Annotated in this window: 22 protein-coding genes, 1 tRNA gene and 3 pseudogenes; 9 read left to right on the top strand and 17 right to left on the bottom strand. The window is 70.9% G+C overall.

Annotated elements, in window-relative coordinates; genetic code table 11:
- Positions 1–256: 256 nt before the first annotated feature.
- The 5 genes and pseudogenes from HAV39_RS08460 to HAV39_RS08445 form a co-directional block, all read right to left on the bottom strand.
- Complete coding sequence (locus HAV39_RS08460) at positions 257–1,267, bottom strand: hemolysin family protein (RefSeq protein ID WP_191838593.1); 1,011 nt, start codon at positions 1,265–1,267, stop codon at positions 257–259.
- Complete coding sequence (locus tag HAV39_RS08455; protein WP_244958761.1) at positions 1,260–2,564, bottom strand: hemolysin family protein; 1,305 nt, start codon at positions 2,562–2,564, stop codon at positions 1,260–1,262. The genes HAV39_RS08460 and HAV39_RS08455 overlap by 8 nt, the downstream gene beginning before the upstream one ends.
- A 288-nt stretch (positions 2,565–2,852) precedes the next feature.
- A pseudogene (locus HAV39_RS43595) lies at positions 2,853–3,392 on the bottom strand ((Fe-S)-binding protein); the annotation flags it as partial.
- 18 nt (positions 3,393–3,410) lie between these two features.
- Positions 3,411–5,075, bottom strand: a pseudogene (locus HAV39_RS08450) ((Fe-S)-binding protein); the annotation flags it as partial.
- Positions 5,076–5,310: 235 nt separating this feature from the next.
- Positions 5,311–5,574 (bottom strand): cell division protein CrgA, encoded by a 264-nt coding sequence (locus HAV39_RS08445; RefSeq protein ID WP_120317532.1) that lies wholly within the window; start codon positions 5,572–5,574, stop codon positions 5,311–5,313.
- A gap of 115 nt (positions 5,575–5,689) precedes the next feature.
- Between HAV39_RS08445 and HAV39_RS08440 the strand changes: the two genes are divergently transcribed.
- From HAV39_RS08440 to HAV39_RS08425, 4 genes are read left to right on the top strand one after another with little or no spacing between them, the layout of a single operon-like run.
- Positions 5,690–6,493 carry a DUF881 domain-containing protein gene (locus HAV39_RS08440; RefSeq protein ID WP_120321583.1) on the top strand — a complete coding sequence of 268 codons (804 nt, stop codon included), beginning with the start codon at positions 5,690–5,692 and terminating at the stop codon, positions 6,491–6,493.
- An 18-nt stretch (positions 6,494–6,511) separates the two neighbouring features.
- Positions 6,512–7,789: a class E sortase gene (locus HAV39_RS08435; RefSeq protein WP_239120962.1), complete on the top strand. Its 1,278-nt coding sequence runs from the start codon at positions 6,512–6,514 to the stop codon at positions 7,787–7,789.
- Entirely contained in the window at positions 7,789–8,070 is a 282-nt protein-coding gene (locus HAV39_RS08430; protein ID WP_191838591.1) for a hypothetical protein, read from the top strand. Before HAV39_RS08435 ends, HAV39_RS08430 begins: the two co-directional genes overlap by 1 nt.
- A 5-nt stretch (positions 8,071–8,075) precedes the next feature.
- Positions 8,076–8,723: an aminodeoxychorismate/anthranilate synthase component II gene (locus HAV39_RS08425; RefSeq protein WP_191838590.1), complete on the top strand. Its 648-nt coding sequence runs from the start codon at positions 8,076–8,078 to the stop codon at positions 8,721–8,723.
- A gap of 72 nt (positions 8,724–8,795) precedes the next feature.
- On the opposite strand, the gene pknB is transcribed toward HAV39_RS08425, so the two are convergent.
- The 7 genes from pknB to HAV39_RS08390 form a co-directional block, all read right to left on the bottom strand.
- Complete coding sequence (gene pknB, locus HAV39_RS08420) at positions 8,796–10,499, bottom strand: Stk1 family PASTA domain-containing Ser/Thr kinase (RefSeq protein WP_191838589.1); 1,704 nt, start codon at positions 10,497–10,499, stop codon at positions 8,796–8,798.
- Positions 10,496–11,764, bottom strand: coding sequence for a serine/threonine-protein kinase (locus HAV39_RS08415; protein WP_191838588.1), 1,269 nt, complete (start codon positions 11,762–11,764; stop codon positions 10,496–10,498). The genes pknB and HAV39_RS08415 overlap by 4 nt, the downstream gene beginning before the upstream one ends.
- Positions 11,764–13,284 (bottom strand): peptidoglycan D,D-transpeptidase FtsI family protein, encoded by a 1,521-nt coding sequence (locus HAV39_RS08410; protein WP_191838587.1) that lies wholly within the window; start codon positions 13,282–13,284, stop codon positions 11,764–11,766. Before HAV39_RS08410 ends, HAV39_RS08415 begins: the two co-directional genes overlap by 1 nt.
- On the bottom strand, positions 13,281–14,600 hold the full coding sequence (locus HAV39_RS08405) for an FtsW/RodA/SpoVE family cell cycle protein (protein ID WP_191838747.1): 1,320 nt from the start codon (positions 14,598–14,600) through the stop codon (positions 13,281–13,283). The genes HAV39_RS08410 and HAV39_RS08405 overlap by 4 nt, the downstream gene beginning before the upstream one ends.
- Positions 14,601–14,754: 154 nt before the next feature.
- Positions 14,755–16,119, bottom strand: a complete 1,365-nt coding sequence (locus tag HAV39_RS08400; protein ID WP_191838586.1) for a PP2C family protein-serine/threonine phosphatase — start codon at positions 16,117–16,119, stop codon at positions 14,755–14,757.
- Positions 16,116–16,607 (bottom strand): FHA domain-containing protein FhaB/FipA, encoded by a 492-nt coding sequence (locus tag HAV39_RS08395; protein WP_120317539.1) that lies wholly within the window; start codon positions 16,605–16,607, stop codon positions 16,116–16,118. Before HAV39_RS08395 ends, HAV39_RS08400 begins: the two co-directional genes overlap by 4 nt.
- 6 nt (positions 16,608–16,613) lie before the next feature.
- On the bottom strand, positions 16,614–17,360 hold the full coding sequence (locus HAV39_RS08390) for an FHA domain-containing protein (protein WP_120317540.1): 747 nt from the start codon (positions 17,358–17,360) through the stop codon (positions 16,614–16,616).
- Positions 17,361–17,661: 301 nt separating this feature from the next.
- On the opposite strand from HAV39_RS08390, the gene HAV39_RS08385 reads away from it, so the two are divergent.
- Positions 17,662–17,747 (top strand) — tRNA-Leu (locus HAV39_RS08385).
- 203 nt (positions 17,748–17,950) lie between these two features.
- Here the strand turns inward: HAV39_RS08385 and HAV39_RS08380 are convergent.
- From HAV39_RS08380 to HAV39_RS08365, 4 genes and pseudogenes are all read right to left on the bottom strand, one after another.
- Positions 17,951–19,165: an ABC transporter permease gene (locus HAV39_RS08380; protein ID WP_203736673.1), complete on the bottom strand. Its 1,215-nt coding sequence runs from the start codon at positions 19,163–19,165 to the stop codon at positions 17,951–17,953.
- Between the two features lie 125 nt (positions 19,166–19,290).
- A pseudogene (locus HAV39_RS08375) lies at positions 19,291–19,938 on the bottom strand (ABC transporter ATP-binding protein); the annotation flags it as partial.
- Positions 19,935–21,056 carry a peptidoglycan-binding domain-containing protein gene (locus tag HAV39_RS08370; protein WP_191838584.1) on the bottom strand — a complete coding sequence of 374 codons (1,122 nt, stop codon included), beginning with the start codon at positions 21,054–21,056 and terminating at the stop codon, positions 19,935–19,937. The gene HAV39_RS08370 and the pseudogene HAV39_RS08375, both read right to left, overlap by 4 nt.
- Positions 21,053–21,592: a hypothetical protein gene (locus HAV39_RS08365; RefSeq protein WP_191838583.1), complete on the bottom strand. Its 540-nt coding sequence runs from the start codon at positions 21,590–21,592 to the stop codon at positions 21,053–21,055. Before HAV39_RS08365 ends, HAV39_RS08370 begins: the two co-directional genes overlap by 4 nt.
- Positions 21,593–21,757: 165 nt before the next feature.
- On the opposite strand from HAV39_RS08365, the gene HAV39_RS08360 reads away from it, so the two are divergent.
- From HAV39_RS08360 to HAV39_RS08345, 4 genes are all read left to right on the top strand, one after another.
- Entirely contained in the window at positions 21,758–22,414 is a 657-nt protein-coding gene (locus tag HAV39_RS08360) for a response regulator transcription factor (RefSeq protein WP_191838582.1), read from the top strand.
- Complete coding sequence (locus tag HAV39_RS08355) at positions 22,411–23,631, top strand: sensor histidine kinase (RefSeq protein ID WP_239120963.1); 1,221 nt, start codon at positions 22,411–22,413, stop codon at positions 23,629–23,631. The genes HAV39_RS08360 and HAV39_RS08355 overlap by 4 nt, the downstream gene beginning before the upstream one ends.
- 194 nt (positions 23,632–23,825) lie before the next feature.
- The gene (locus HAV39_RS08350) at positions 23,826–24,890 is read left to right on the top strand and encodes an NAD-dependent epimerase/dehydratase family protein (protein WP_191838581.1); all 1,065 of its coding nucleotides are present in this window, start codon (positions 23,826–23,828) and stop codon (positions 24,888–24,890) included.
- A gap of 29 nt (positions 24,891–24,919) precedes the next feature.
- A complete protein-coding gene (locus HAV39_RS08345; protein ID WP_191838580.1) occupies positions 24,920–25,738 on the top strand; it encodes a WecB/TagA/CpsF family glycosyltransferase in 819 nt (272 codons plus the stop codon).
- Between the two features lie 105 nt (positions 25,739–25,843).
- On the opposite strand, the gene HAV39_RS08340 is transcribed toward HAV39_RS08345, so the two are convergent.
- The gene (locus HAV39_RS08340) at positions 25,844–26,182 is read right to left on the bottom strand and encodes a hypothetical protein (protein ID WP_191838579.1); all 339 of its coding nucleotides are present in this window, start codon (positions 26,180–26,182) and stop codon (positions 25,844–25,846) included.
- Positions 26,183–26,334 lie beyond the last annotated feature (152 nt).

The raw sequence follows: 26,334 nt of genomic DNA, 5'->3' as shown, positions 1-26,334 counted from the left end.
TCCGGTGAAGCACGGGGGTGGAACCGGGCGCGGTGTCCAGGGCGGGGTCGCGTGGGGTCACGACCCGGCGTACGCACCAGACGGTCACCAACCCTAGGAAAGAAGGTGAGCCGGTTTCAAGCCAGAAGCGGGACAACTTCGCTGAGCTGCACTGATGTCACTCAGCGTGCCTTACGATTCTCGATCCGCGGGTCGCGCCGGCGGCAGGCCTGACCTGCACGGGCGTCCGGGACAGTCACTCTCCGTAAGGATGGCGTCATACCGCCGGGGCCATGATGGCGTTGAGCACATCATCGAGCGTGACCACGCCCAGCGGCAGCTGGCCCTCGCTCACCAGCACGATGTGCCGCCGCTCGCGGCGCATCGACAGCAGCAGCTCGGCCAGCGAACGGTCCGGCGGCACGATCGCCAGCGGCCGGACCAGGTTGCCCGGGATCGGCTCGCGACGGCTCGCGCCCGCCAGCCCGATCACGTCCTTGATGTGCACGAAACCCAGCACCCGCCGGGTTCCGCGGGCCACCACCGGGAAGCGGGACCGCCCGGTGCGGGTCGCCAGCACCTCCAGCGTGGCCGGGGAGGTGTCGTCGGTGACGATGGTGACCGACGACCAGGGCCGCAGCGCGTCCGCGGCGGTGCGCTGGTGCAGCGCCAGCGCGCCCGCGATCCGGGCGTGCTGCTCCGGGTCCAGCAGACCCTCGGTGTGCGCCTGCTGCACCAGGCCCGCCAGCTCCTCCGCGGTGAAGACGGTCTTCACCGCGTCCGCGGCCTCGACCCGCCACAACCGCAGCACCTTGCGCGAGGCCCACTTCATCGCCACCAGCAGCGGCTTGGTGGCGATGCAGAAGGCCAGCATCGGCGGCCCCAGCCAGAGCACGCTGGCCTCCGGCCCGGCCAGCGTGATGTTCTTCGGCACCATCTCGCCGATCACGGTGTGCAGGAAGACCACGACAAGCAGGGCCAGCACGAACGCGATCGGGTGCCGCATGTTCTCGGGCAGGCCGAGGGCGTGGAACGCCGGTTCGATGAAGTGGGCCAGCGCCGGCTCCGCGATCGCGCCCAGCGCCAGCGAGCACAGCGTGATGCCCAGCTGCGCGCCGGCGATCATCAGCGGGATCTGGTTCATCGCCGACAGCGCCCAGGCCGCGGGGCGCGAGGTCTGCGCCTTCGGCTCGATGACGGTACGCCGGGAGGCGATCAGGGCGAACTCGGCGCCGACGAAGAACGCGTTGCCCAGCAGCAGCGCCGCGGTGATCAGCAGTTCAGTCATCGTCGTCGCCCGCCAGCCGGACCAGCCGCACCTGTTCCACCCGGTGCCGGTCCATCTCCACCACGGTGAACTCCCAGTCGTTGGCGACCAGCGCGTCGCCCACCACCGGAATCCGGCCCAGCTCCGCCATCAGGTATCCGCCCAGCGTCTCGTACGGGCCCTCGGGCAGCCGGAACCCGGTCTGCTCGTCCAGCTCGTCCTCGCGCAGCATGCCGTCGACCAGCCAGGTGCGCACCCCGCCCGGCACGGTCACCTCGATCGAGCCCGACTCCTCCTCCTCGGCGGTGTCGTGCTCGTCGGCGATCTCCCCGACCAGCTCCTCGACCAGGTCCTCGATGGTGACCACACCGTCGGTGCCGCCGTACTCGTCGACGACGATGGCGAAGTCGGAGCGGCCCGCCCGCAGCGCGGCGACGACCTTGTCCAGGTCGAGCGAGCCCGGCACCAGCACGGGTTCGCGGGCCACCGCGGCGACCGTGGTCAACGAGCGGCGAGCGGGCGGCACCGCGAGCGCGTCGTTGACCGACACCACGCCGGTGACGGTGTCCAGCGTCTGCTCGTACACCGGGAAGCGGCTGTGTCCCGTCTCCCGCGCGGCCTCGAACAGCTCGGCGACCGTCGCCGAGCCGGCCAGGCCCACCACGTCGATGCGCGGCGTCATCGCCTCGGCCGCGTGCTTGTCGCCGAAGCGCACCGTGCGCTGCAGCAGCAGGGCGGTGTCCGTGGGCAGCGCCCCGGCCTGCGCCGAGATCGCGGCCAGCAGGCCCAGCTCCTCGGGTGAGCGGGCGCTGGCCAGCTCCTCCTGCGGCTCGATGCCCATCCGCCGCACCAGCCAGTTGGCGGTGCCGTTCAGCGTGAAGATCAGCGGCTTGAACACCCGCGAGAAGACCCGCATCGGTCCCGCCGTGCGCAGTGCCACCGGCATCGGCCGGGACAGCGCGGCGTTCTTCGGCACCAGCTCGCCGAAGAGCATGGAGAACAGGGTCGCGATACCGAGCGAGATCACGTGGCTCAGCCCGGCGGACACGCCCAGCGGCTCGACCAGCGGCCGCAGCGCGGGCTCGGCCAGGTAACCGGTGAGCAGCGCGGTCAGCGTGATGCCCAGCTGCGCGCCGGAGAGCTGGAAGGACAGCTCCCGCAGCGCACGGCGCACCGTGCGGGCCTGGCGCTCACCTCGGTCGGCCCGGGTGTCGATCTCTGCCCGGTCGACCGTGACCAGCGCGAACTCGGCCGCCACGAAGAACGCGGTGCCGACCGTGAGCAGCACGAAGAACAGAATGGGCAGGATTGCCGACAACGCGTCGATGACGAGATCACCTCAGCGCCAGATTGTAGTCAGATCCGCCCAACCCCTCTCCGACCACCGGCGCGACCCGGCCCGCCCGCTCCCTGTCGCGTGGGCGCCCTAGATCATCGGACTTGCCTGGCACCTGTGCGTATCAACGCGCAAGATACGCACAGGTGCCAGGCAAGTCGAACGATCTTGGCCAGTCCCGGCCCGCCGAGCGCGTCCGGCCGGAGCAGGACGCGTGTCCGCGGAGCCGGACACCGAAAGAGGCGGGAGGTGGTGGGTTCCGCCGGTGCGTCAGGTGGTGGGCTTGACCGAGCGGAGCAGGACCGAGGCGACGTCGATGACCTCGACCTCTTCCTGGCCCTTGGAGCGGACGCCGTCGGTGATCATCGTGGAGCAGAAGGGGCAGCCGACGGCGATCGTCTTCGCGCCGGTGGCCAGGGCCTCCTCGGTGCGCTCGACGTTGATCCGCTTGCCGATGCGCTCCTCCATCCACATGCGCGCGCCACCGGCGCCACAGCAGAACGAGCGCTCCTCGCGGCGGCCCATCTCCAGGATCCCGGTGCCGCTCCCAGCCGACGCGGTCGCGCCCGCGCCGATGGCCGCGCCGAGCACCTCGCGCGGCGGGGTGAACACGCGGTTGTGGCGGCCCAGGAAGCACGGGTCGTGGTAGGTCAGCCCGCCGTCGACCGGCGCGACCGGGGTGAGCTTGCCGGTCTTGACCAGGTGCGCCAGCAGCTCCGTGTGGTGCACCACCTCGACGTCGAGACCCAGCTCCTGGTACTCGTTGCCGATGGTGTTGAAGCAGTGCGGGCAGGTCGCGACGATCTTCAGCGCGCCCGACGCGCCTGCGCCTGCGTCTGGGCCCAGAAGGTTGGGCGGCAATGAGCGCGAAGCTCCGGCTTCCTTGATCGTCTCGACGTTCTGCTGGGCGAGCATCTGGTAGACGAACTCGTTGCCGATGCGCCGGGCCGGGTCGCCGGTGCAGGTCTCGTTGTTGCCGAGGATCGCGAACTTCACCCCGGCCTCGTTGAGCAGCGTCGCGACGGCGCGGGTGGTCTTCTTCGCCTTGTCCTCGAACGCGCCGGCGCAGCCGACCCAGAACAGGTACTCGAACTCCTCGGTCTCGCCGACCCGCGGCACGGCGAAGTCCAGGCCCTTGGTCCAGTCCTCGCGGGTGTTGGGCGGCGCGCCCCACGGGTTGCCCTTGTTCTCCAGGTTGCGCAGCATCGCGCCGGCCTCGGACGGGAAGCTCGACTCGATCATCACCTGGTAGCGGCGCATGTCGACGATGTGGTCGATGTGCTCGATGTCCACCGGGCACTGCTCGACGCAGGCGCCGCACATGGTGCAGGACCACAGCGCGTCCGGGTCGATGATGCCCAGCTCGGCCGCGCCCCCGACGAGCGGCCGCTCGGCTTCGGCGAGCGCGAGCACGTTGACCCCGGCCAGCTGCTCCGCGGTGCCCTTCTCCTCGCCGGACAGGTCCTTGCCGCCACCGGCCAGCAGGTAGGGGGCCTTGGCGTACGCGTGGTCGCGCAGCGACAGCACGACCAGCTTCGGCGACAGCGGCTTGCCGGTGTTCCAGGCCGGGCACTGCGACTGGCAGCGGCCGCACTCGGTGCAGGTGGAGAAGTCCAGCAGGCCCTTCCAGCCGAAGTGCTCGACCTGGGAGACGCCGAAGGTGTCCTTCTCCGGGTCGGCCTCCTCCAGGTCGATCGGGGCTCCGTTGGAGGTCATCGGCTTGAGCGCGCCGAGCGCGGGCGCGCCGTCGGCGTTGCGCTTGTAGTAGATGTTGAAGAAGGCCAGGAAGCGGTGCCAGGCCACGCCCATGGTCACGTTCAGGCCGATGGTGATGGCCCAGGCCATGGAGACCAGGATCTTGACCAGCGCGGTGACGGTGATGGCGTTCGGCCAGGCGGGCAGGACCGCGCCGAGCGCGTGCGACAGCGGGGTCGCCCAGGCCGGGTGGTGGAACATGCCGTTGGCGACCTTGAACCCACGGATCAGGAAACCCAGGATCAGCACCGCGAGGATCACGTACTCGACGAAGTAGGCCTGCCACATGGTCGAGCCCGCGAAGCGCGAGTTGGAGGTGCGGCTGGGCCGCTGGCGCAGGCGGATCGCGATCAGCACGATGATCGCCGGGATGCCGAGGATGCCGATCCACTCGGTCACGAAGGCGAAGACGTCCCAGCCGCCGAGGATCGGCAGCTCCCAGGCCGGGTTGACGACCTCGAAGTAGGCGCCCGCGACCAGCGTCGACAGCACGATGAAGCCGATCATCACGAACCAGTGCGCGGCGCCGACCACGGACCACTTGAACATCCGGGTGTGGCCGAAGGTCTCCCGGAACATGGTGGCGAGCCGGGTGCCCCGGTCGTTGGTGCGGGTGGGGTCGGGCTGGCCCAGCCTGATCACGGCGAGCATCTGCCGCACCGCCCGGACGACCAGCGCCACCGCGACCGCGGTCACGGCGACCGCGATGACCGTGCTGACGATCTGTACGCCGCCCATACCCACGCCTCCCTGCGTCGGAACAGCCCTGTGTATAAATCCCACCGCAGCCTACGCCCTAGTTACCGTTCAGTAATGTGAGGGTTCGCACAGGGCTGCCCATCACCCTAGGGCAGCGGCAGGTCACCCGGGCTCGGACGGCTCCGGACAGCAACCGGGGTCACAGCCCGTGCGCGCGAACGCGCGAACAGGCCGCGACCCCGGATCGCGAGCTATCGTGGAGCGCTGCGCAAGCTCAGCGCCACTTGGAGAGCAGACCGAGCGCGCCGACCATGGCGCCGAAGCCGACAGCGAGGTTCCAGTACCCCCAGCCCTGCACCGGGTACAGCGTCTCGGACAGGTAGTACACGACCAGCCAGGCGATGCCGAAAACGATCAGACTGACCGCGGTGATCGGCAGCCAGATCGGGCTCGGCTTCTTGTCCGCGGCGGTCGCCGAGGGCACCACGTCGGTAGGCGGCGTGTAGATCTTCTTCTTGCGGACCTGCGACTTCGGCACGGTTGTCTCCTGGAGGGGCCCTGCCCACACCGGTCGATGACCTCGAGCATGGGCCTGAATAATGTTCGACAGATAGCGTAGTCAGATCGTCGCGTTTTGGCACGGAGGGGGAGTGGTGGAATACACATCCGGCACCTCGTCATGGCGTAAAGCCGTGCTCCGAGCCGGGCGCGCGTTCAGTCGCATACCCGGTCGGCGCCGTAGCGGGTGGACCCTCGGCGTGCCGCTGATCGCGGCCACCGCCGGTCTGCTGTTCACCGTGAGCGCGACCACCTCCCAGGGAACCACGCTACGCGAGGACAACAGCGTTCGGCTGGATCAACTGGTGGGAAAGAAAGAGGTCGAGGTCAGCGCGGCCGTCCAGGACGTGAACCGGCTGCGCGCCGACATCGACGCGCTGACCGGCACGCAGGCTGGCGGCGACGGCCCGCTGATGGCCGAGCGCACCCGCGGCGAGGGCTACCTGGCCGACGCGGGCCTCACCGCGGTACACGGCCCCGGCCTGACCGTGCGCATGGACGACGCGCCGTCCGGTGGCAACGGCCTGTCCACCGGGGCCACCCAGGACGACCTGGTGGTGCACCAGCAGGACGTGCAGGCCGTGGTCAACGCGCTGTGGGCGGGCGGGGCCGAAGCCATGACGATCATGGGCGTACGGGTGGTCACCACGACCGCCGTGCTGTGCGTCGGCAACACCCTGCTGCTCGACGGGCGGCGCTACTCCCCCGAATTCGTGATCTCGGCGATCGGCGACCCGGCCCGGATGCAGGCGTCGCTCGACCGGGCCGCCGGCGTGCAGGCCTTCCGGGACGCTGTACGCGCGTACGGCCTGGGATATAGCGTCACCCGCGAGACGGACATCGTCGCTCCCGCGTACCAGGGATCGGTGCTGCTGCGCCATGCTTCGGTGCCGCGTTAGTAAGAGCCGGAGACACGGATGAGCAGGCATCGGGCGCACGAACCCGAGGACGACGAGACGACCATGTTCCCCCGGGTGGCCGAGGCCGCGCCGAAAGCGGACGCCTCCATCACCAGCGTGCTGCCGGTGGTCCCGGCGGAGGCCACCACGGTGCTTCCCGCGGACGCCACCACGGTGCTCCCGGTCATCAGCGCCGCCACTGCACCGCCGTCACCCCGGCCAGCGGCACCGCAGACCCCACCGGCACCACGGAACCCCGCGGAACCACTGATCCCGGCAGCAGCGTCGACTCAGCCGGCTTCACCGAGCCCGGCAGCCACGCCTGCCCCGGTGGCACCGCTGAGCCCCGCGGCGGCCGATGCGACGACCCAGCTGCCCAGGATCACGGACCAGACCACGCAGCTGCCGCGCATCGTCCGGCCCGCGCCCGCGCTGGCGACCGGACGGGCCGTGGCCACCGACGAGACCGGCCTGCTGGGCGCGATCCCGCCCGCGCCGCCCTCGTCGCCCGAGGACGATGCCAAGCCGTCACCACGGCCCCGCTGGAGCGGGGAACCGCCGCCGGCCCCGGTCAAGGCGATCCGGGCCGGCGACAAGAACTACCGGAGCATCCACTCCGAGTACACCCGCACCACCGTGGGATCGGTGATCCGCACGACGCTGCGCGGCACCGGCGAGCTCATGATCACGTTCGGCCTGGTCATCCTGCTGTTCGCCGGGTACGAGGTGTGGGGCAAGACGGCCATCGTCGACGCCCACCAGAGCGAGCTGGAGCAGCAGCTGAACTGGGACGAGCCGACCGTCGGGCCGACCCCCACGACCTCCGCCGCCCCGCTGGCGCCGCTGCCCGGCGGCGCGGTGGCGAAGCTCTACCTGCCCAAGCTGAAGAAGCACTGGGTGGTGGTGCAGGGCGTGACCCAGAAGGACATCCGGTTCGCGCCCGGCCACTACCCCAACAGCGCGATGCCCGGCCAGAAGGGCAACTTCTCGGTCGCCGGGCACCGCAACCGGGCCACCTTCTGGGATCTGGACAAGCTGCACGCCGGTGACAAGATCGTCGTGGAGACGCCCACCATGTTCTACGTCTACGAGGTGGTCAAGCAGCGCATCGTGCTGCCGACCGCGGTGGAGGTGGTGCGCGCGGTGCCGCCGACCATGACGGCGGGCAAGCTGATCACGCTGACGACCTGCAACCCGAAGTTCGACAACTACCAGCGGCTGATCATCCACGGGAAGCTCGTCGACGAGCAGCCGCGCTCCGAGGGACGTCCGGTCGAACTGGCGGGGATGGCCTGATGTACGCGTGGATCTGGCGCAAGCTGCCGTTCGGCCTCGGCGGCAAGCTGGCCGGCTCGGCGGTGCTGCTGGGTGTGATCGGCGCGCTGCTGTGGTACGTGATCTTCCCGTGGGCGGAGCCACTGCTGCCCTTCGACGATGTCCAGGTCGGCGACCCGGACAGCGGATACACGCAGCTGGACGAGACGTTCCCGGATCCGTCGGGCACGCCGGAGCCGGGCGACGGCCACGACATCCCGTACGACACCGGGGAGACCCCGGCGCCGACGCCGAGCAGGTGAGGGCCATGCGCGTTCTCGTGATCGACAACTACGACTCGTTCGTCTACAACCTGGTGCAGTATCTCGGGCAGCTCGGGGTGGAGTGCGAGGTCCGGCGCAACGACGAGATCAGCGTCGCCGACGTCGGACGGGTCGGGGCGGCCGGTGTGCTGCTCTCCCCCGGCCCGGGCGCGCCCGAGTCGGCCGGCATCTGCCTCGACGTGATCGCCGAGTACGCCGGGAAGATCCCGCTGTTCGGGGTCTGCCTGGGCCACCAGGCCATCGGGCAGGCCTTCGGCGGCACGGTGACCCGCGCCCCGGAGCTGCTGCACGGCAAGACGTCCCAGGTGACGCATACCGGCGCGGGTGTGCTGGCCGGCCTGCCGGACCCGTTCACGGCCACCCGGTACCACTCCCTGGCCGTCCTGGAGGACACCCTGCCCGCCGAGATCGAGGTCACCGGGCGCACGGAGTCGGGCGTCGTGATGGCGATGCGGCACCGCACGCTGCCCATCGAGGGCGTGCAGTTCCACCCGGAGTCGGTGCTCACCCAGGGCGGCCACCTGATGCTGGCGAACTGGCTGGCCTCCTGCGGTTTCCCCGAGGCCCTTGACCACGCCCCCGAACTGGCCGAAGAGGTCGAGCAGCGCCGCCTCGCGGCCTTCCCCGCCTGATCCTCGCCGTCGACCCGCACGGCATCAAAAATGGCGCCCACCCTGAGCGGGTGGGCGCCACTTCTCGTGTCGCTAGGGCGAGGGCGAGGGGTCAGGTGTCGCTGACGGCGGCGCCTGCTCCTTGAGGAACGACACCCGCAACGTGATGACCGTGCCCTTCGGCTTCAGCGCGTCCTTGTTGGGATCGGTGTCCTGCACGATGCCCGCCTCGGCAGGATTCGTGACCTCGTCACCCTTCACCACCTTGTTGCCCAGGCCCAGGCCGGTCAGGATCGCGATCGCCTCGGCCTGGGTCTTTCCCACCAGCGGGGGGACCTTGACCAGGCCCTTGGAGACGATCACCGTGACGGTGCCGCCCTCGGAGATCATCTCCCCTTCCTTGGGGCTGGTCTCCAGCACCTGGTCGGCCGGCTCTTCGCTGTCCTTCTCCTTGAACTCCGGCACCAGGCCGAGCGCGGTCAGCTGGCTCTGCGCGTTGGCGCGGTTCGAGCCGATCAGCGGCGGCACCTTGACCTGCGGCTTGCCGCCGCAGATCTGGTAGGTGACCTCGCTCTGCTCGCGGACCTCGCGGCCCTTGGGCGGGTCCTGCTTGGCGACAGTGTTCTCCGTGCAGTTCGACTGCCGCAGCGGATTGCCGAGGGTCGGTTTGAGACCCGCCCCGGTCACGGCCTGCCTCGCCTGCTGCTCGGTCAACCCGAACAGGTCGGGGACCGGCACGTCCTTGGGCTGGCTGGCCAGGATCAGGCCGGCGGTCAGCGCCACCACGGCCAGCACGCCCAGGGCGGTCAGCGTCGCGATGACCCAGCCGGAGGCGCGGCGGCGGCGGGCGTCGCCGACCCGGGCCGGGGCGTTGCGGTTGGTGCCGGTCCGCGCGGGCGCGGTCATCGGCACCGTCTGCTCCTCGCGGAGCACCGGCGTCGCGAGGACGGGGCGGCCCGCGGAGGCCCGCAGCAGGTCGGCGCGCATCTCGCCGGCCGACTGGTAGCGGTTGGCCGGGTTCTTCGACAGCGCCTTGAGCACGACCGCGTCGATGTCGGGGGTGACGTCCCGGTTCGACTCGCTCGGCGCCGGCGGCTCCTCCCGCACGTGCTGGTAGGCCACCGCCACCGGGGAGTCGCCGACGAACGGCGGGTGCCCGCAGAGCAGCTCGAACAGCACGCAACCGGCGGCGTACACGTCGGAGCGGGCGTCCACGGCCTCGCCGCGGGCCTGCTCCGGGGAGAGGTACTGCGCGGTGCCGATGACGGCGGAGGTCTGCGTCATGGTGGTCGCGCCGGACGCGAGCGCCCGCGCGATGCCGAAGTCCATGACCTTGACCTGGGCGTTCGGCGTGAACATGACGTTGCCGGGCTTGATGTCCCGGTGGATGATGCCGTGCCGGTGGCTGAACTCCAGCGCGGCGCAGATGTCCGCGGTGATCTCCATGGCACGCCGGGGCATCAGCCGCCCCTCGGCGGCCAGCACCTCCTTGAGGGTGCGGCCGGCCACGAACTCCATGACGATGTAGGGCAGGACCTCGCCGGTGGGCGCTCGCTCCTCGCCCGTGTCGTAGACGGCGACGATCGCCGGGTGGTTCAGCGCCGCGGCGTTCTGCGCCTCGCGGCGGAACCGCATCTGGAACGTCGCGTCCCGGGCCAGGTCCGTGCGCAGCAACTTGATCGCGACGTCGCGCCCGAGGCGCAGGTCGCGTCCCCGGTGCACCTCGGCCATGCCGCCGTAGCCGAGCAACTCGCCGACTTGATACCTGCCACCCAGCAGGCGGGCCTGCGCGTTCATCGCGTACGTCGTCCTTCGGTCATTGGGTCCATGCTCACGTGGTCAGCCCCGTTCAGCCATCCGCCAGCCGAAAGTGTGACGATTTCGGAATGTGCCGGACTGCTCCGGTTCTCCTCGTCCTTGGCCTTCTTGGCCTGGTACCCCAGCCAACCGGCGCAGGCGAGCACCGCCAGCATCCCGACGACCACCAGGACCACGGTCAGGGCAGTCCGGCCGCCACCACCGGCGGGCGCGGGAGCCTGCGGCCCGTACGGTACCGCGTGGACGGGGGTCAGTGGGGCAGGCGCAGCCGGGACGGGCGCAGATCCTCGCTGGTAGCCCCCGTTGGGGCGAACCGGAACGGGGGTCGCCGGGCTCAGCGGCCGCGACGGCCCCGGCGACACCGGAGTGGCCGACACCGGGCTCGGCGACACCGGCTGCACCGGCAGCATCGGCCCGCTGCCGTGGGTCAGCGCGCCCGCGGCCTGGCGGGCGGCGTTGGCGAACGACGCCGCCGTCGGCCACCGGTTGCCGGGCTCCTTGGACATGGCCCGCTCGACGATCTGGCGCACCACCGGCGGGATGTCGTTCGGCATCGCCTTGGGCGTGCCGGTGACGTGCTTCATCGCGATCTCGAGCGGGGTGTCGCCGTCGTACGGCCGGTGCCCGGTGAGGCACTGGTAGGCCACCACGCCCAGCGAGTACACGTCGGAGGCCGCCGAGGCGCCGACCCCGGACGCCTGCTCCGGGGCAAGGTAGGAGGCGGTGCCCATGACCGCGCCGGTGGCCGTCAGCTGGCTGGCCGCCGCCGAACGGGCGATGCCGAAGTCGGTCAGCACCAGCGTGCCGTTGGGGCGCACCAGCAGGTTGCCCGGCTTCACGTCGCGGTGCACGATGCCCTTGTCATGGGCGGCCTGCAGCGCGTCGGCGGCCTGCGCGATCAGCAGCATGGTGCGGGCCGGCGTGAGCCGGCCGACCTTGTTGAGCGTGCGCGACAGCGGGTCGCCCTCGATCAACTCCATGATCAGGTACGCCAGGTGCTGGTCGTTGCCGAAGTCGTAGATGCGCACGACGCCGGGGTGGTTGATGCCCGCCATCGTCTTGGCCTCGGCGTGGAAGCGCTTGACGAAGCCCGGCTCCTCCAGCAGCGCCGAGAGCATGATCTTGATGGCGACGGTCCGGTCGAGCACGTCGTCGGTGCCCTTCCAGACGTCGCCCATGCCGCCGGAGGCGATGCGCGAGTCGATGCGGTAGCGGCCGTTCAGCACGGTGCCAGGGGAGACCATCACTTGCCACCCTTGTCCTTGATCACGCCTTGCATGACCAGCCCGGCGATCCGGGCCGCTTCCCCGCTGCCGCCCTTGCCGGCATCATCCAGGATCACCGCGACGGCGGCGACCGGACGGCCGTCCTTCATGGCGAACCCGATGAACCAGCCGTCGGATCCGGCGTTGGCCTCCTCGTCGGCGGTGCCGGTGCCGGTCTTGCCACCGACCACGTATCCGTTGATCTGCGCCTTCTTGCCGGTGCCGTTCTCCACGACGCTGACCATCATCTCGCGCAGCTGCGCCGCCTCGCTCGCCGTGCAGCTGCGCCGCAGCTCCTTCGGGGCAGCGGCGTAGAGCCCGGTGGTGAGGTCCGGCCCGACCAGCCGCTCGACCAGGTACGGCCGCATCTGCGAGCAGTCGTTGGCGATCGCCGCGGCGACCATCGCGTTCTGCAGCGGGGTGACCCGGACCTCGTTGAGGCCGATCGACGAGATCGCGATGTTCGGCTTGTCGTCGCCGCCCGAGCTGGTGGTCAGCGGGCCGAGCACGCTCTCCGAGACGCGCAGGCCGCGATCGGTGGCGGACAGGTTGCCCACGCGCAGGCTGTTGTCGTAGAAGCCGAAGGCCCGCGCGGTGTCGTTGAGCCGCTGCGCGCCGAGTTCCACGCCGAGGCGGGCGAACGCCGTGTTGCAGGAGACGGTCAGCGCCTCCTTCAGCGTCATCTGCTCCTGGGGGCAGGTCGACGACGTCGCGTTGCGGATGATGTGGCTGGTGCCCGGCGCCTGGTAGCCCGGACCGGCCTGCAGCGGCGTGTCGGGGTTGCGGTTGGCGGACAGCGCCGCGGCCGAGACCAGCACCTTGAACGTCGACGCCGGCGGGTAGGTCTCCTGCAGCGCCCGATTCAGCAGCGGGTTGCCGGCCTGGCCTTCCAGCCGCTTGTACGCGTCACCGGCCTTGCCGTCGTGGGCGACCAGCGGGTTCGGGTCGAAGCTCGGGAAGGACGCCATGGCGAGGATCCCGCCGGTATTCGGGTCCAGCGCCACCACCGCGCCCGACTTCGCGTCGAGCTTGTTGTTCGCCAGCTCCTTGTACGCGGTGTCCTGGGCGGTCTTCGACAGCGTCAGCGTCACGTTGCCACCGGCGGTGTGCGAGCCGGTGAAGATGTCGCGCAGCCGGTCGGCGAAGAGCTTGTCGGAGCTACCGGAGAGGAAGTCGTTCTCCAGCTGCTCCACCCCGGTCGCCGTGCCGTTGACCGGCTTGTAGCCGATGACGTGCGCGTACGCGGCGCCGTTGGGGTAGCTGCGCAGGTACTTCAGGTTGCCCTTGGTGGCCTCGGAGAGCGCGATCGGCTTGCTGCCGGGGTTGCTCACCATGATGTAGCCGCGCTGCCGGTCGTACTCGTCGATCTGCACGCGGCCGTTGTAGGGGCTGGTCCGGTAGTCGTTGCCCTTGTACGCCTGGACCCAGTTCAGGTTGGCAAAGAGCAGGCCGAACAGCACCATCACGACCACGCCGACACGGCGCAGAGGGGCGTTCACCGGCGTACACCTCCCGTCGATGCGGGCGTGCGCGCCGCGTCTGAGATCCGCAGCAGCAGCGCCACCAGCAGCCAGTTGGCCACCAGCGACGAGCCGCCCGCGGACAGGAACGGCGTGGTCTGCCCCGTCAGCGGGATCAGCTTGCTCACCCCACCGATGATCACGAACACCTGCAACGCCAGCGTGAACGCCAGGCCACCGGCCAGCAGCTTGCCGAAGGAGTCGCGCACGGCCAGCGCGGCGCGCAGGCCGCGGGACACCACGAGGAGGTACAGCGCCAGCATGGCGGTGAGGCCGAACAGGCCGATCTCCTCGCCCATGCCGGCGAAGATGAAGTCGTTGCGCACCTCGGGCACCAGCAGCGGGTTGCCCGCGCCGGGGCCGGTGCCGAACATGCCGCCGGTGCCCAGGCCGAGCATGGACTGGACGAGCTGGTAGCCGCGGTCGTACGGCTCGGCGAACGGGTCCAGCCAGATCTCGACGCGCTGGCCGAAGTTGGTGAACGGGCCGCCGACCGCGCCGGCCAGCACGTACGCCAGCACCGCGCCGCCGAAGAACAGCACCAGACCGATGATCAGCCAGCTGACCCGCTCGGTGGCGATGTAGAGCGTCACCACGAACATGCCGAAGTAGAGCAGCGAGGTGCCCAGGTCCTTCTCGAAGATGAGGACCAGGAGGCTCATCGCCCAGACCACGATGACCGGGCCCAGGTCGCGGCCGCGCGGGAAGTCGATGCCGAGGAAGCGGCGGCTGGCCAGGGCCAGCACCTCGCGCTTGCGGACCAGGTAGTAGGCGAAGAAGGCCAGCAGCATCAGCTTGGCGAACTCACCGGGCTGGATGGCGAAGAAACCGCCGAACCGGATCCACAGCTTAGCGCCGTTGACCTCGGAGACGCTGCCCGGCAGCACGGCCGGCAGCAGCACCAGGACGATGCCGGCCAGGCCGAGCGTCCAGGCGAACTTGGAGACCTCGCGGTGGTCGCGGACGAACCACAGCAGCGCCATCGCGCCGGTGACCGCGATCAGCGTCCAGAGCAGCTGCTTGCCGCCGTCCCCCGCGAAGATCGCGAGCTCGGGCCGGTCGTCGATCTTCGCCCGGCCCAGGTCGAGCCGGCGCAGGAAGGCCACGCCGAGCCCGTTGAGCAGGGCCACGGTCGGCACCAGCACCGGATCGGCGAACGGCGCGCGCAGCCGGATGACCACGTGCAGTGCCAGGAACACGGCGGTCAGCACACCCGCCGGGTACCAGAAGTCCATCGTGACCGTGTCGAGCATGTTCGCCTCGACCGCCGCCAGGTAACCGGCGACCATGGCCATAGCGAGCAGGAGCAGCCACAACTCGGTGCGGCGCACCCTGCGGGCCGCCGGATCCAGACGCAGCACCGACGGCTTCGGCGCCGCCGGCGTCTCGGGGACGGCGGCGGCTGCTGCGGGAGGGGCGGTATGGGGGGTGGTCACGACGTCCTCATGCTCAATTCGGCCGGCAGGGCACCGGACTCGGCACCACCGGCTCGCTGGGCGGGCTGCTCGTGTCGGCGGCCGGGGTGGCCGACGGCGTGGCCCCGGGCGACGGCGTGGCCGACGGCGAGGGGTCGGCCGAGCTCGGGCAGCTGGGCAGGATGTTCATGTTGGCCGGATCGTCGCGGATCAGGTTCTCCAGCCGGGAGACCGCGTCGGCCTCGTCGTCGGCCTGGATCCCCTTGCGCACCTGTTCCTGCGCGACGGTGGTCAGGTCGTCCAGCGTGACTTCGCTGACCTGCTCCGCCTGGGAGAGGTCGAAGCCCGCGATCTGGCCCGGCACGCCGCGGAATATCGCCACCTGCCCGGCCTCGGTCGCGCCGATGTAGTACCGCGACTGGGAGTAGTCCCAGGCGAACCAGACACCGGTGCCGAGCACCACGAGCAGGCCGAGCACGAGCAGCCCGGCACGCACCGGGTGCCGGGCGCGCCGAGCCGCCGGTTCCGCCGCCGGGACCGGCGGCTCGGCCGCGGCGGGCCGCGGCGTGGCGGTCAGCGCCGAGGCGCGGGCCGCCGGGGTCGACTCGACCTGCGCCTCGCTGGTGTTCCCACGATCGCGGGCCGCGGCGCCGCCCACGACGGGCGCCTGCTCGACGATGTCCTCGTCGGTGGCGTCCGCGATGATCACGGTGATGTTGTCCGGCCCGCCGCCGCGCAGTGCGAGCGCGATCAGGCGCTCCACGCAGGCCGTCGGGTCGACGTACTCGCGCATGGTCTGCCCGATGGTGTCCGCGCTGACCACGCCCGACAGGCCGTCGGAGCAGATCAGGTAGCGGTCACCGGGATGCACCGGCCGGACCGTGTAGTCCGGCTCGATGTCGCGCCCGTCCATGGCGCGGGTGAGCAGCGAGCGCTGGGGATGGCTGCTGGCCTCCTCCGCGCTGATGCGACCCTCGTCCACCAGCATCTGGACGTACGTGTCGTCCTTGGTGATCTGGTTGAACTCGCCGTCGCGCAGGAGGTAGGCCCGCGAGTCGCCGATGTGGGCCATGCCCAGTTTGGAGCCGGTGAAGAGCATCGCGGTCAGGGTGGTGCCCATACCCTCCAGGTGGGGGTTGGCATCCACGGTGTCGCGAAGCTGCTGGTTGGCGAGGTTGACGGCCGACCGGAGGGCGTCGACGATCGCATCGCCGGGGACGTCCTCGTCGAGCGGGGCCATGGCGCCGATGACGATGTTGCTGGCGACGTCACCGGCGGCCATGCCGCCCATGCCGTCGGCAACGGCGAGCAGCCGCGGCCCAGCGTAGACGGAGTCCTGGTTTCCGTCTCGGATGAGGCCGCGGTCACTGCGGGCCGCGTAGCGCAGGATGATTGTCATGGCCGTAATTCGAGGGACGTGCGGCCGATGCGAATCGGCACGCCGAGGGGTACGGGAGTAGGTCCGCTCACCTTGCTGCGGTCCAGATACGTGCCGTTGGTCGAGCCGAGGTCCTCCACCATCCACTGCCCGTCCCGGGGGACCAGGCGGGCGTGGCGGGCGGAGGCGTAGTCGTCGGTGATGACGAGTGTGGAGTCCTCCGCCCGGCCGATGGTGATCGGCGCCTCACCCAATGTGATCTTGGTGCCGGCGAGCGAGCCCGCCGTGACCACCAAGGTGTGCGCGGCCCGGCCTTTCTTGACCTTGGCCGGGCGCGCGCTGCCCGCCGCCTGCGCGGCCCCCGCGACTCCGCGGGGCGCGGCGACCAGCCGACTCGTACGCGAGCCGGCGAACAGATCCCGTCGGATGACCCCGACCACCGTGAACACGAAGATCCACAGCAGCACGAGGAAGCCGAACCGGGCGGCGGTGAGAACGATTTCGGGCAAGGCCGATCAGCCGTCCACGCGGAACGTCAGGGTCGTGGTGCCGATCTGGATCATGTCGCCGGGGTTCAGGGCGACCGCGGAGACCCGCTGGCCGTTGACCATCGTCCCGTTGGTCGACCCGAGATCGGTCAGCACCACCTGGGCGCCGTCGAAGTCCAGCCGGGCGTGCCGCCGCGAGATGCCGACGTCGGGCAGGCGCAGGTTGGCCTGGTCCCCCCGGCCGATCGTGGTCGACCCGATGGCCAGCGGGAACGTGCGCCCGTCACCGGAGACCAGGCGGATGTTGCGGGCACCGCCGCCACCCGGCGGTGGGCCGGCCTGCTGACCGCCGTACGGCGGGTACTGCGGCGGGGCCTCGTAGCTCGCCTGCGGCGCCTGGTCGGCCGTGTAGACCTCGGCCGAGACCCGGAACATGCCCGTGTCCAGCCCGTCTCCACGCTCGATCTCGACGATCACGTCGCCGTAGACCGTCCAGGCCTGCTCGCCGATGAACTCGGCCTGCGACTGCGCCAACTCCTGAGCCAGCGCGGCCGCGTACGGCGCCAGCCGGCTGTGGTCGTACGGAGAGAGATCGATCACATAGCGGTTCGGCACGAGCGTGCGCCCACCAACCAGGATCGCCTTGTGAGCTTCTGCCTCACGCTGCATGGCATTCAGGATCTCCACAGGGTGGACGACCCCCTTGAATACCTTCGCGAAGGCGCCCTCAACCAGGCCTTCCAGGCGTTTCTCGAAGCGTTGCAACACGCTCACCGGTCCTCCTCGGGTTCCGAGGACATGATGTTATCTGCCCTCCACTCCCGCGTCTTCGCCCAATACGTCCGCCGTTGCCGACGCCACGCCAGCATGACGACCATCCTTGCCTCCGATTTCACCCATGGCCAGGTGGTCGTGTTAGTGTTCTCCCCGCAACGCCGACCGGGATAACCGGTTGGTGTGGCGGGGCAGGCATAGCGTAAGCTGTGCCAGCACGCAACGGGAGGTGACTCCCGGGCGAGCCGCCGGGACTGCTAAAGTTCCTGCACACGCCGCGGGACAGCAACATCGTCCGCAAGGGGAAGTGGCGGAATGGCAGACGCGCACGGTTCAGGTCCGTGTGCCCGAAAGGGCGTGGGGGTTCAACTCCCCCCTTCCCCACCAGCAAGAAGAGGTCTCCTCCGGGAGACCTCTTCTTTTTGTCTCGACTCCGCAACGGCCGCCCGACTGTCGGCGGTTACCCAGGAAGATCGCTGTTTCCGGTCAGAACCGCCTCACCCCCACCTCACCCCGACCCCAAAGATCACAATCTGGTGTCAGCGGCCGGACGTGAGGAAGGGCACCTCGGAAAGGTGCCCTTCCTCACGTCACGGCGTGGCGAGAGCCTCGGTCGGCGAGAGCCGGGAGGCGCGGACGGCCGGGTAGAGGCCGGCCAGGCCGCCGATCACCAGCGTCGCGCCCAGACCGCCGAGCATCGCCCAGGCCGGGACCACCGTCGGCCAGCCCTGATAGGCCGCGTATCCCGACGTCACCACGATGCCCAGCAGCACCCCGCCGATCCCGCCCAGCGCGGACAGCAGCAGCGACTCGGCCAGGAACTGCAGCCGGATCTGCCCCCGGGTCGCGCCGAGCGAGCGCCGCAGGCCGATCTCGGCCCGCCGCTCCAGCACCGAGATGACCATGGTGTTGGCCACCCCGACCCCGCCGACCAGCAGCGCCACCGCGCCCAGGCCCAGCAGCAGCCCGGTGAACGCCTGGTTGGCGGCCTGCTTGGCCTGCAGCGCGTCGGACGGCCGCGACACGTCGACCTCGTTCGGGGCCTCCGGGTTCGCGGTCGCCGCGAGCACGCCCTGCACCGCCGTGACGGCCGACTCCACCGAGCGGGTGTAGACGGTCGTCGGGTGCCCGTCGAAGGCGAGCCGGTCCGCCGCGGCCGGCCAGCCGACCAGCACCGACGCGTCCAGTTCCGGTGCCAGCGGCACCCGCTCCAGCACGCCCACCACGGTGAAGCGCCGGCCGTCGACCATGATCTGGGTGTCCGGACCGACCGCGCCGATGCCGAGCCGGGCGGCCGTGTCCGCCCCGATCACCGCCGCCGGGTAGCGCTCGGTGGCCGCGTTCAACCAGGTCCCGGCCCGCAGTCTCGCGCCGACCGTGTCCAGCAGGTCGAGCCGGGCGGCGTACACGGCCAGTCCGTTGGTCTGCGCCGCGGGGATGCGGTCCGACCGGTAGACCTTGGCGCCGTCGACCTTGCCGATCGCCGACACCTGCTCCACCGGGGCGATCCGGGAGATCATGGCGACCGACTCCACCGGCAGCTGCGCGTCCCCGCCGAACATGGTCCGGCCCGGGGTGACCGTGAGCAGGTTGGTGCCCAGCGCGTCCAGGGTGCGGTCCAGTTCGGCCCGCGAGGACGAGGAGATGCCGACCACGGCGATCATCGCCGCGATGCCGATCGCGATGCCCAGCGCCGACAGGAACGCCCGCACCGGCCGGGTGCGCAGTCCCACTCCCCCGACGCGGAGCACGTCGCGGGGGCGCATCCGGGCCGGATGCAGCCTGGGCAGGGCGGGGGCCGTCATCGTGCCCTCCCGCCGGTGCCCAGGGCGTGCGCCGCCGGCCCGGCCGCCGACCGCGGAGCTTCACCGAGGACCGGATGACCGGCCGTGGCCGTGGAAAGGGCTGCGACTGGCGGGCCGTTGTCGGCGACCACCTTGCCGTCGCGCATCTGCACCTGGCGGGGCACGCCCGCGGCGATCTCCCGGTCGTGGGTGATGATCACCACGGTGGTGCCCGCGGCGTGCAGCTCGTGCAGCAGTGCCATGATCCCCGCGCCGGAGGCCGAGTCCAGGTTGCCGGTGGGCTCGTCGGCCAGCAGCAGCGGCGGGTTGCCGACCACCGCCCGCGCGATGGCGACGCGCTGGCGCTCGCCGCCCGAGAGCTCGTGCGGCTCGTGGTCCATCCGGTGGGCCAGCCCGACCCGGTCCAGTGCGGCGACCGCGCGGCGGCGGCGCTCGCCGAGGGCGTGCCCGCCGTAGAGCAGGCCGTCGGCGACGTTGTCCAGCGCGCTCACCCCGGCGGCCAGGTGGAACTGCTGGAACACGAAGCCCACCCGGGCCGCCCGCAGCGCCGACAGCTGCCGGTCCGACAGGGCCGCCACGTCGTAACCGGCGATGCGCACCGACCCGGCGCCGGGCCGGTCCAGCGTGCCGACGATGTGCAGCATGGTCGACTTGCCGGAGCCGGACGGCCCGACGATCGCCGCCATCTCGCCCGGCCGCACGGTCAGCGAGACCCCGTCCAGGGCGGTCACGCCGCCCCCGTAGACCTTGGTCACGCCGTCCAGGGCGATCATCGCGGGATCCCCACGGTCATGCCCTCGGCCAGGCCCGCGCCGCTGACCTCGACCCGGCCGCCGGAGAACAGGCCCGGCCGCACCGCCAGGTAGCGGCTCGTGCCGCCCTCGACGACCTCGACGCCGTATCCGCCCTCGCGCAGCGCGACCAGCGCCGACACCGGGACGGTGAGCACGTCCGGGCGCTCCGCGGCGGTGAAGGTCACGTCGACCGCGGCCTGGTTGAAGCCCGCCACCGCCTTCTGGTCGGCGAGCGACACCACCGCCTCGATCTTGGTGGTGGCCTCCTCACCCTGGCCACCGGCCTCGATCACGGTGTACGCCTTGGCCACCTTGCCGGCGGCCGTGCCGCCCGCGGGCAGCTCGACCCGCACGGCCGCGCCCACCTCGGCCAGCCGCTGGTCGGCGACGTCGAGCTGCACCACCACGACCCGGACGGTGCCCGTGTACTTGAGCACCGCCGACCCGGGCTGCGCCGGTGCGCTGACCGTGGCCTCCAGGCTCTCCACCCGGACCTGCGCCGACGCGAAGACGACCCGGCCGAACTCGACCCGGCCCGTCTCCTTCAGCCCGAGCTTGTCCTGCCACTTGCGCACGGCGGCGGCGGTGGACGCCGTGAACTCGCCGTCGACCGTGAAGCCGCGGTAGCCGAGCGCCTGGAGGTTCTGCTCCAGCTGCTTGACGTCGGCCCCCTCGTCACCCGATTTGAGTTCGCGGTACGCGGGCACGTCCCCGTACATCAGCACGGCCGGCGCGTTGTCGATCTTGTAGAGGGGCCGGCCGCGGGAGACCACCGCGCCGGACTCCGGCAGCCAGGTAACCGTCCCGGGGAGCCGGTTGACGGCCGAGTAGGTCGGCCCGAAGCCCAGCTCGCCGTCAACGGTCTGGGTGTCCTGCAGGGTCTGCCGGGTCACCGGGGCGGTGGCCGGCGGCAGGTTGCTCGCGGCCGGGGTGGCGCCGTCCCCGCCGCCGAAGCCGACCGCGGCCGCCGCGGCGGCTCCGCCCGCGGCCAGCGCGCCGAGCACCAGCAGCGCGGTACGTGCCCCACGGCGGCGGCGCCGGGCGGGCGCCGTGCCGTTCGGGGTCTGGAGTGCGACAAGCTCCGCGGTCTCGGTCACGGCGCCTTCTTCTGGAACGCGCCCGGCATGAACTTCTCCTGGCACAGCTTCTGCGCGGCCTCGAAGTCCGGGTCGTCGCCGATCGACTTGTCGATCATCACGCGGCCGCCGTCCGGGTCCGGGAAGTTCGGCACCCCGTTGTCGCGCATGCACTGGGCGAACTTGCGCATGTTCTCCGCCATCTGCGGATCGGCGTTCGCCTGCCCGCCCTCGGCGAACGGCGAATACTGCTTGCACGCCTCCTGCGCCTTCTCGAACCTGTCCCGATCGACCGGGCCGCCGCTGATCTGCACCCGGACCGGCCCGCCGTTGGGGTCGGGGTCGGGCATGTCGACCCCGTTCTCGCGCATGCACTGCGCGAACTTGAGGCCCTTCTCCTCCTGGCTCAGGCTCGGCCCGGCGCCGGGCGTCGCCGCGGCGGTCCCGTCGCCGGCCGAGGCGATGCCGTCGCCGCCGCCCTGCTGCGCGCAACCGGTCAGCGCCAGCGCCGCCATCAGGGGCAACGCCAACGCCGCCCCCAGCAGCCCTCGCTTCATCGCGTGTCTCCTTCGTCGGGCCGCCGGCCGGTCGCCGGCGGCACGGGGCCCAGTTCACGCGGGCGACCGTTTCGCGGCCGTTTCCGCTCGCGATAACGCCGAGGAAACATCACGTCGGGTAACTATTGGCAGGCCGGAAGGACCGGCGGGGAGGTGGAACGCGACATGCGGGTGCTCGTGGTCGAAGACGAGGCGCTGCTCGCCGACGCCATCGCCGAGTGGCTGCGTGACGACGCTCACGCCGTCGACGTGGTGTACGACGGCGACGCGGCGCTGGAACGGCTGGCCGTGCACGACTACGACGTGGTGCTGCTGGACCGGGACCTGCCGGTGGTGCATGGCGACGACGTATGCCGCTCCCTGGTCGGCTCGGAGTCCAGCGCCCGGGTGCTGATGCTCACCGCGGCCGCCGAGGTGGGCGACCGGGTGTCGGGGCTGACCCTGGGCGCCGACGACTACCTGTCCAAGCCGTTCGCGTTCGCCGAACTCGCCGCGAGGGTGCACGCGCTCGGCCGGCGCGCCCGACCGGCCAGCGCGCCGACTCTGGTCCGCGGCGGGATCCGGCTCGACCAGGCCCGCCGGGAGGTCTTCCGGGACGGCCACTACGTGCCGCTGTCGCGCAAGGAGTTCGGCGTGCTGGCCGAGCTGCTGCGGGCCGAGGGAGCGGTGGTCTCCGCGGAGAGCCTGCTGGAGAAGGTCTGGGACGAGCACGCCGACCCGTTCACCTCCGCGGTCCGGCTGACCATCCTCAAGCTGCGCCGCAAGCTGGGCGACCCGCCCGTCATCACCACCGTCGCCGGAGTGGGGTATCGCCTCCCGTGAAGCTGCGTCCGTTCAGCCCGCCGTCGTACCGCCTGACCATCCGCGCCCGCCTCACCCTCGTCTACGGCGGGTTGTTCTTCCTCGCCGGGCTGGCCCTGCTCGTGGTGACCTACTTCCTGGTGGACCAGTCACTGCTGCAGAAGTTCACCTTCCGGGCACCACTGCCCGACCTCGGCCAGCCGCCCGGGGTGGCGGGGATGGCCGGGCAGGGCGGCGGCACGCGGGTGCGGGTGCTCATCGACAACAACCCCGACCTCGTCTACTACATGGACAAGCAGGCCGAGTCGCTGCGCCACGCGACCATGGTCGCGCTGCTCCAGCAGGGCGCGATCGCGCTGCTGGTGGTCGGGGCGGTCGCCATCGCCCTGGGCTGGCTGATCGCCGGGCGGCTGCTGTCGCCGCTGCACCGGATCACCGACACCGCCCGCCGGATCAGCACCGCCCCGGCCGCCGACCGAGGGCTGCACGAGCGCATCGCGCTGCGCGGCCCCAACGACGAGATCCAGGAGCTGGCCGACACCTTCGACGCCATGCTGGCCCGGCTGGACCAGGCCTTCGACGGGCAGCGCCGCTTCGTCGCGAACGCCTCCCACGAGCTGCGTACGCCGCTGACGCTGAACCGGTCGCTGGTGGAGCTGGCCATGCACCGCAGGACCGCGTCCGACGACGTCAAACGGCTCGGCGAGACGCTGCTGGACATCAACGGCCGGCACGAGCGCCTGATCGAGGGGCTGCTGCTGCTGGCCCGCTCGGAGAACGAGGTGGTGGAGCGGCGGCCAGTGGATCTCGCCGACATCGTCGACCATGTCGGGCTGCAGAGCGCGGGTGCGGCGGCCGAGGCCGGCGTGTCGGTCGCCGTCGCGACGGCCCCCGCCGAGACCACCGGCGATCCCGTCCTGCTGGAGCGGGTGGCGCAGAACCTCATCGGCAACGGGATCCGGCACAACGCCGCGGGCGGCTGGGTGCGGGCCGCGACCGCCGGCCGGGGCGACCGGGTGGAGCTGGAGGTGTCCAACAGCGGGCCGGTGGTGGCTGCGTATGAGGTGGAAGGGTTGTTCGAGCCGTTCCGCCGGGGCAGCGAGCGCACCCGCTCCGACCAGGGCGTGGGGCTGGGCCTGTCGATCGTGCGCGCGATCGCCCGGGCGCACGGCGGCACGGTCGCGGCCCGGCCGCGCGAGGGCGGCGGGCTCGTGGTGACGGTCTCGCTGCCTCGCTAGGACCATCCTGTTTCAAGATCTCCTAGCGGGGTAGGGGACGTACACGTCCGATCGGGGCGTCACGTCCGGGCGGGTGCCTTCGCCCCTTTCCGGCGGAGCTGCCCCGCGCCCCCACTGGCAGCTGGTCACAACGCGCGGTTGGCCAGGTAAGCTCTCCGCTGGTCGCGATCGTCGATTGGTACAGGGAGTCTCTGGTGAGCGTTGCGTTGGTTACCGGTTCGGCCGGTTTGATCGGTTCCGAAGCAGCCCGCCACTTCGCCGGTCTGGGCATGCACGTCGTCGGCCTCGACAACGACATGCGCAAGTACTTCTTCGGCGAGGACGGCTCGACCGCCTGGAGCCTGGTGAACCTCACCAGCAAGCTCGGCGACTCGTACACCCACTACGACGTCGACATCCGCGACCGTGACGTGCTCAACAAGATCTTCGAGCGGTACGGCAAGGACATCTCCCTGGTGATCCACACCGCGGCCCAGCCCAGCCACGACTGGGCGGCCAAGGAGCCGTTCACCGACTTCGACGTCAACGCCGTCGGCACGCTGAACGTGCTGGAGTACACCCGCCAGCACTGCCCCGACGCCGCGTTCATCTTCTGCTCGACGAACAAGGTCTACGGCGACACCCCGAACCGCCTCCCGCTGGTCGAGCAGGAGACCCGGTACGAGATCGACCCGAACCACCAGTTCGCCGGCGGCATCACCGAAGACATGACGATCGACAACAGCATGCACTCGATCTTCGGCGTGTCCAAGGTCGCCGCGGACGTGGCGGTGCAGGAGTACGGCCGCTACTTCGGCATGAAGACGGCCTCCTTCCGCGGCGGCACCCTGACCGGCCCCGCGCACAGCGCCGCCGAACTGCACGGCTTCCTGGCGTACCTGATGCGCTGCGTGATGGAGGGCCGGACCTACAACCTGTTCGGCTACAAGGGCAAGATGGTCCGTGACGCCATCCACTCGCACGACGTGCTCACCGCGTTCGAGGCGTTCTTCCGCAACCCGCGCTCCGGCGAGGTCTACAACCTGGGCGGCGGCCGCTTCTCCAACACCTCGCACGTCGAGGCCTTCGCCATCGCCGAGAAGATCACCGGCCGGGAGGCGAAGGTCAACTACGTGGAGCAGGCCCGCATGGGCGACCACCAGTGGTATGTCAGCGACATGGCCAAGTTCCAGGCGCACTACCCGGACTGGCGGATGACGTACGACGTGCCCGCTATTCTCAACGAGATCTATGAGGCCAACGTCGACAAGTGGATGTAGGCCCACTTGCGCGAACTTCGAGGAACCCGATGTCGACGACGCTGAACACCAGCAGCAAGCGCAACGTGCTCGGCGTCCTCGTCGACGCCACGGACTACACCGACGCCACCGAGCGCATAATCCGCGCTGCCACGGACGGACGGCCGTACGCGGTCACCGCGCTCGCGGTGCACGGGGTGATGGAGGGTGTCGCCGACGGCACGCTCGGCGCACAGCTCAACAGCTTCGATCTGGTCACCCCGGACGGCCAGCCGGTGCGCTGGGCGCTCAACCTGCTGCACGGAGCCGGGCTGCGCGATCGGGTCTACGGTCCGGAGCTGACCCTGCGGGTGCTCGGCCGGGCCGCTGAGCAGGGCCTGCCGGTTTACCTCTACGGTTCCACCCAGCCCGTGCTGGACCTGCTGATCCCGGCACTGACCGCGAAGTTCCCGGCGCTGAAGATCGCCGGGAGCGAGCCGTCGAAGTTCCGCGGCGTCGAGGACGGCGAAGCCGAGCAGATCGCGGCGCGCATCACCGGCTCGGGCGCGCGGATCGTGCTGGTCGGTCTCGGCTGCCCGCGGCAGGAGAAGTTCGCCTACGCGATGCGCCCGCACCTGGCGATGCCGCTGCTGGCGGTCGGCGCGGCGTTCGACTACCACGCCGGCGGGCTGCACAAGCCGCCCGCGTGGATGCAGCGGCACGCCCTGGAGTGGCTGTGGCGGCTGGGCCTGGAACCCAAGCGCCTGTGGCGTCGCTACCTGATCCTCAACCCGAAGTACCTGGCCCGCCTCGGTGCCCAGAAGGTCCGCCTCTGGCGCGCCACCCCGGTCACCCCGGCCACCGACTCCCCGTCGACGTTCGCCGTTTGACGCTGGCCGGCACTCATCGAGTCATCTGCGAAGAGCTCGCCCCAGGACACTCGGGGCGAGCTCTTCGCAGATGACGCCAGGCCTCGTGGGCCGTGGAAGATCGGTTCAGCGCCGCAGGTAGATGAGGCCCAGGACGGAGCGGGTGGCTTCGAACCAGCGGTCGAACCACTCGTCGGTGGGCGGCGAGTTGCGGGGCGGCAGTTCCAGCAGCAGGCCGCGCAGCAGCGGGTGGTCGACGAGGGTCGACTCGGCGGGCATGTCGAGCCAGCTCGACGGCGCGAACGACTGCTCGCCGAACCGGTCCAGGCCGAGCGCCTGCAGCGGCCCGGAGCCGGGCTCCAGCAGGGTGTCTCCCGGCAACTGGACCCGGTCGGAGTCGCGCAGGGCGCGCTCGCGCGGCGCGGGGCTGGCGTTCTGGCTGGGCACGTGTTCAGGCATCGTCATCTTCGTCCTACCCGGTCGGCGAGTTTCGCGGTGTGGTGGGGCGCCGTCTGATACAACGACCGCAACGGAATGCAGGCGACGGTCTACCCGCGATCGTCACTGCACGTGTTGCTTGCGTGACTAAGCGCAAGCTAACCAGTTGTGCATCACGT

The sequence above is a fragment of the Catellatospora chokoriensis genome, assembly GCF_011297315.1.
Lineage (GTDB): Bacteria > Actinomycetota > Actinomycetes > Mycobacteriales > Micromonosporaceae > Catellatospora > Catellatospora citrea.
Note: the sequence above shows the minus strand (reverse complement) of the source record. Positions and strands in the feature narration are given on the sequence as shown.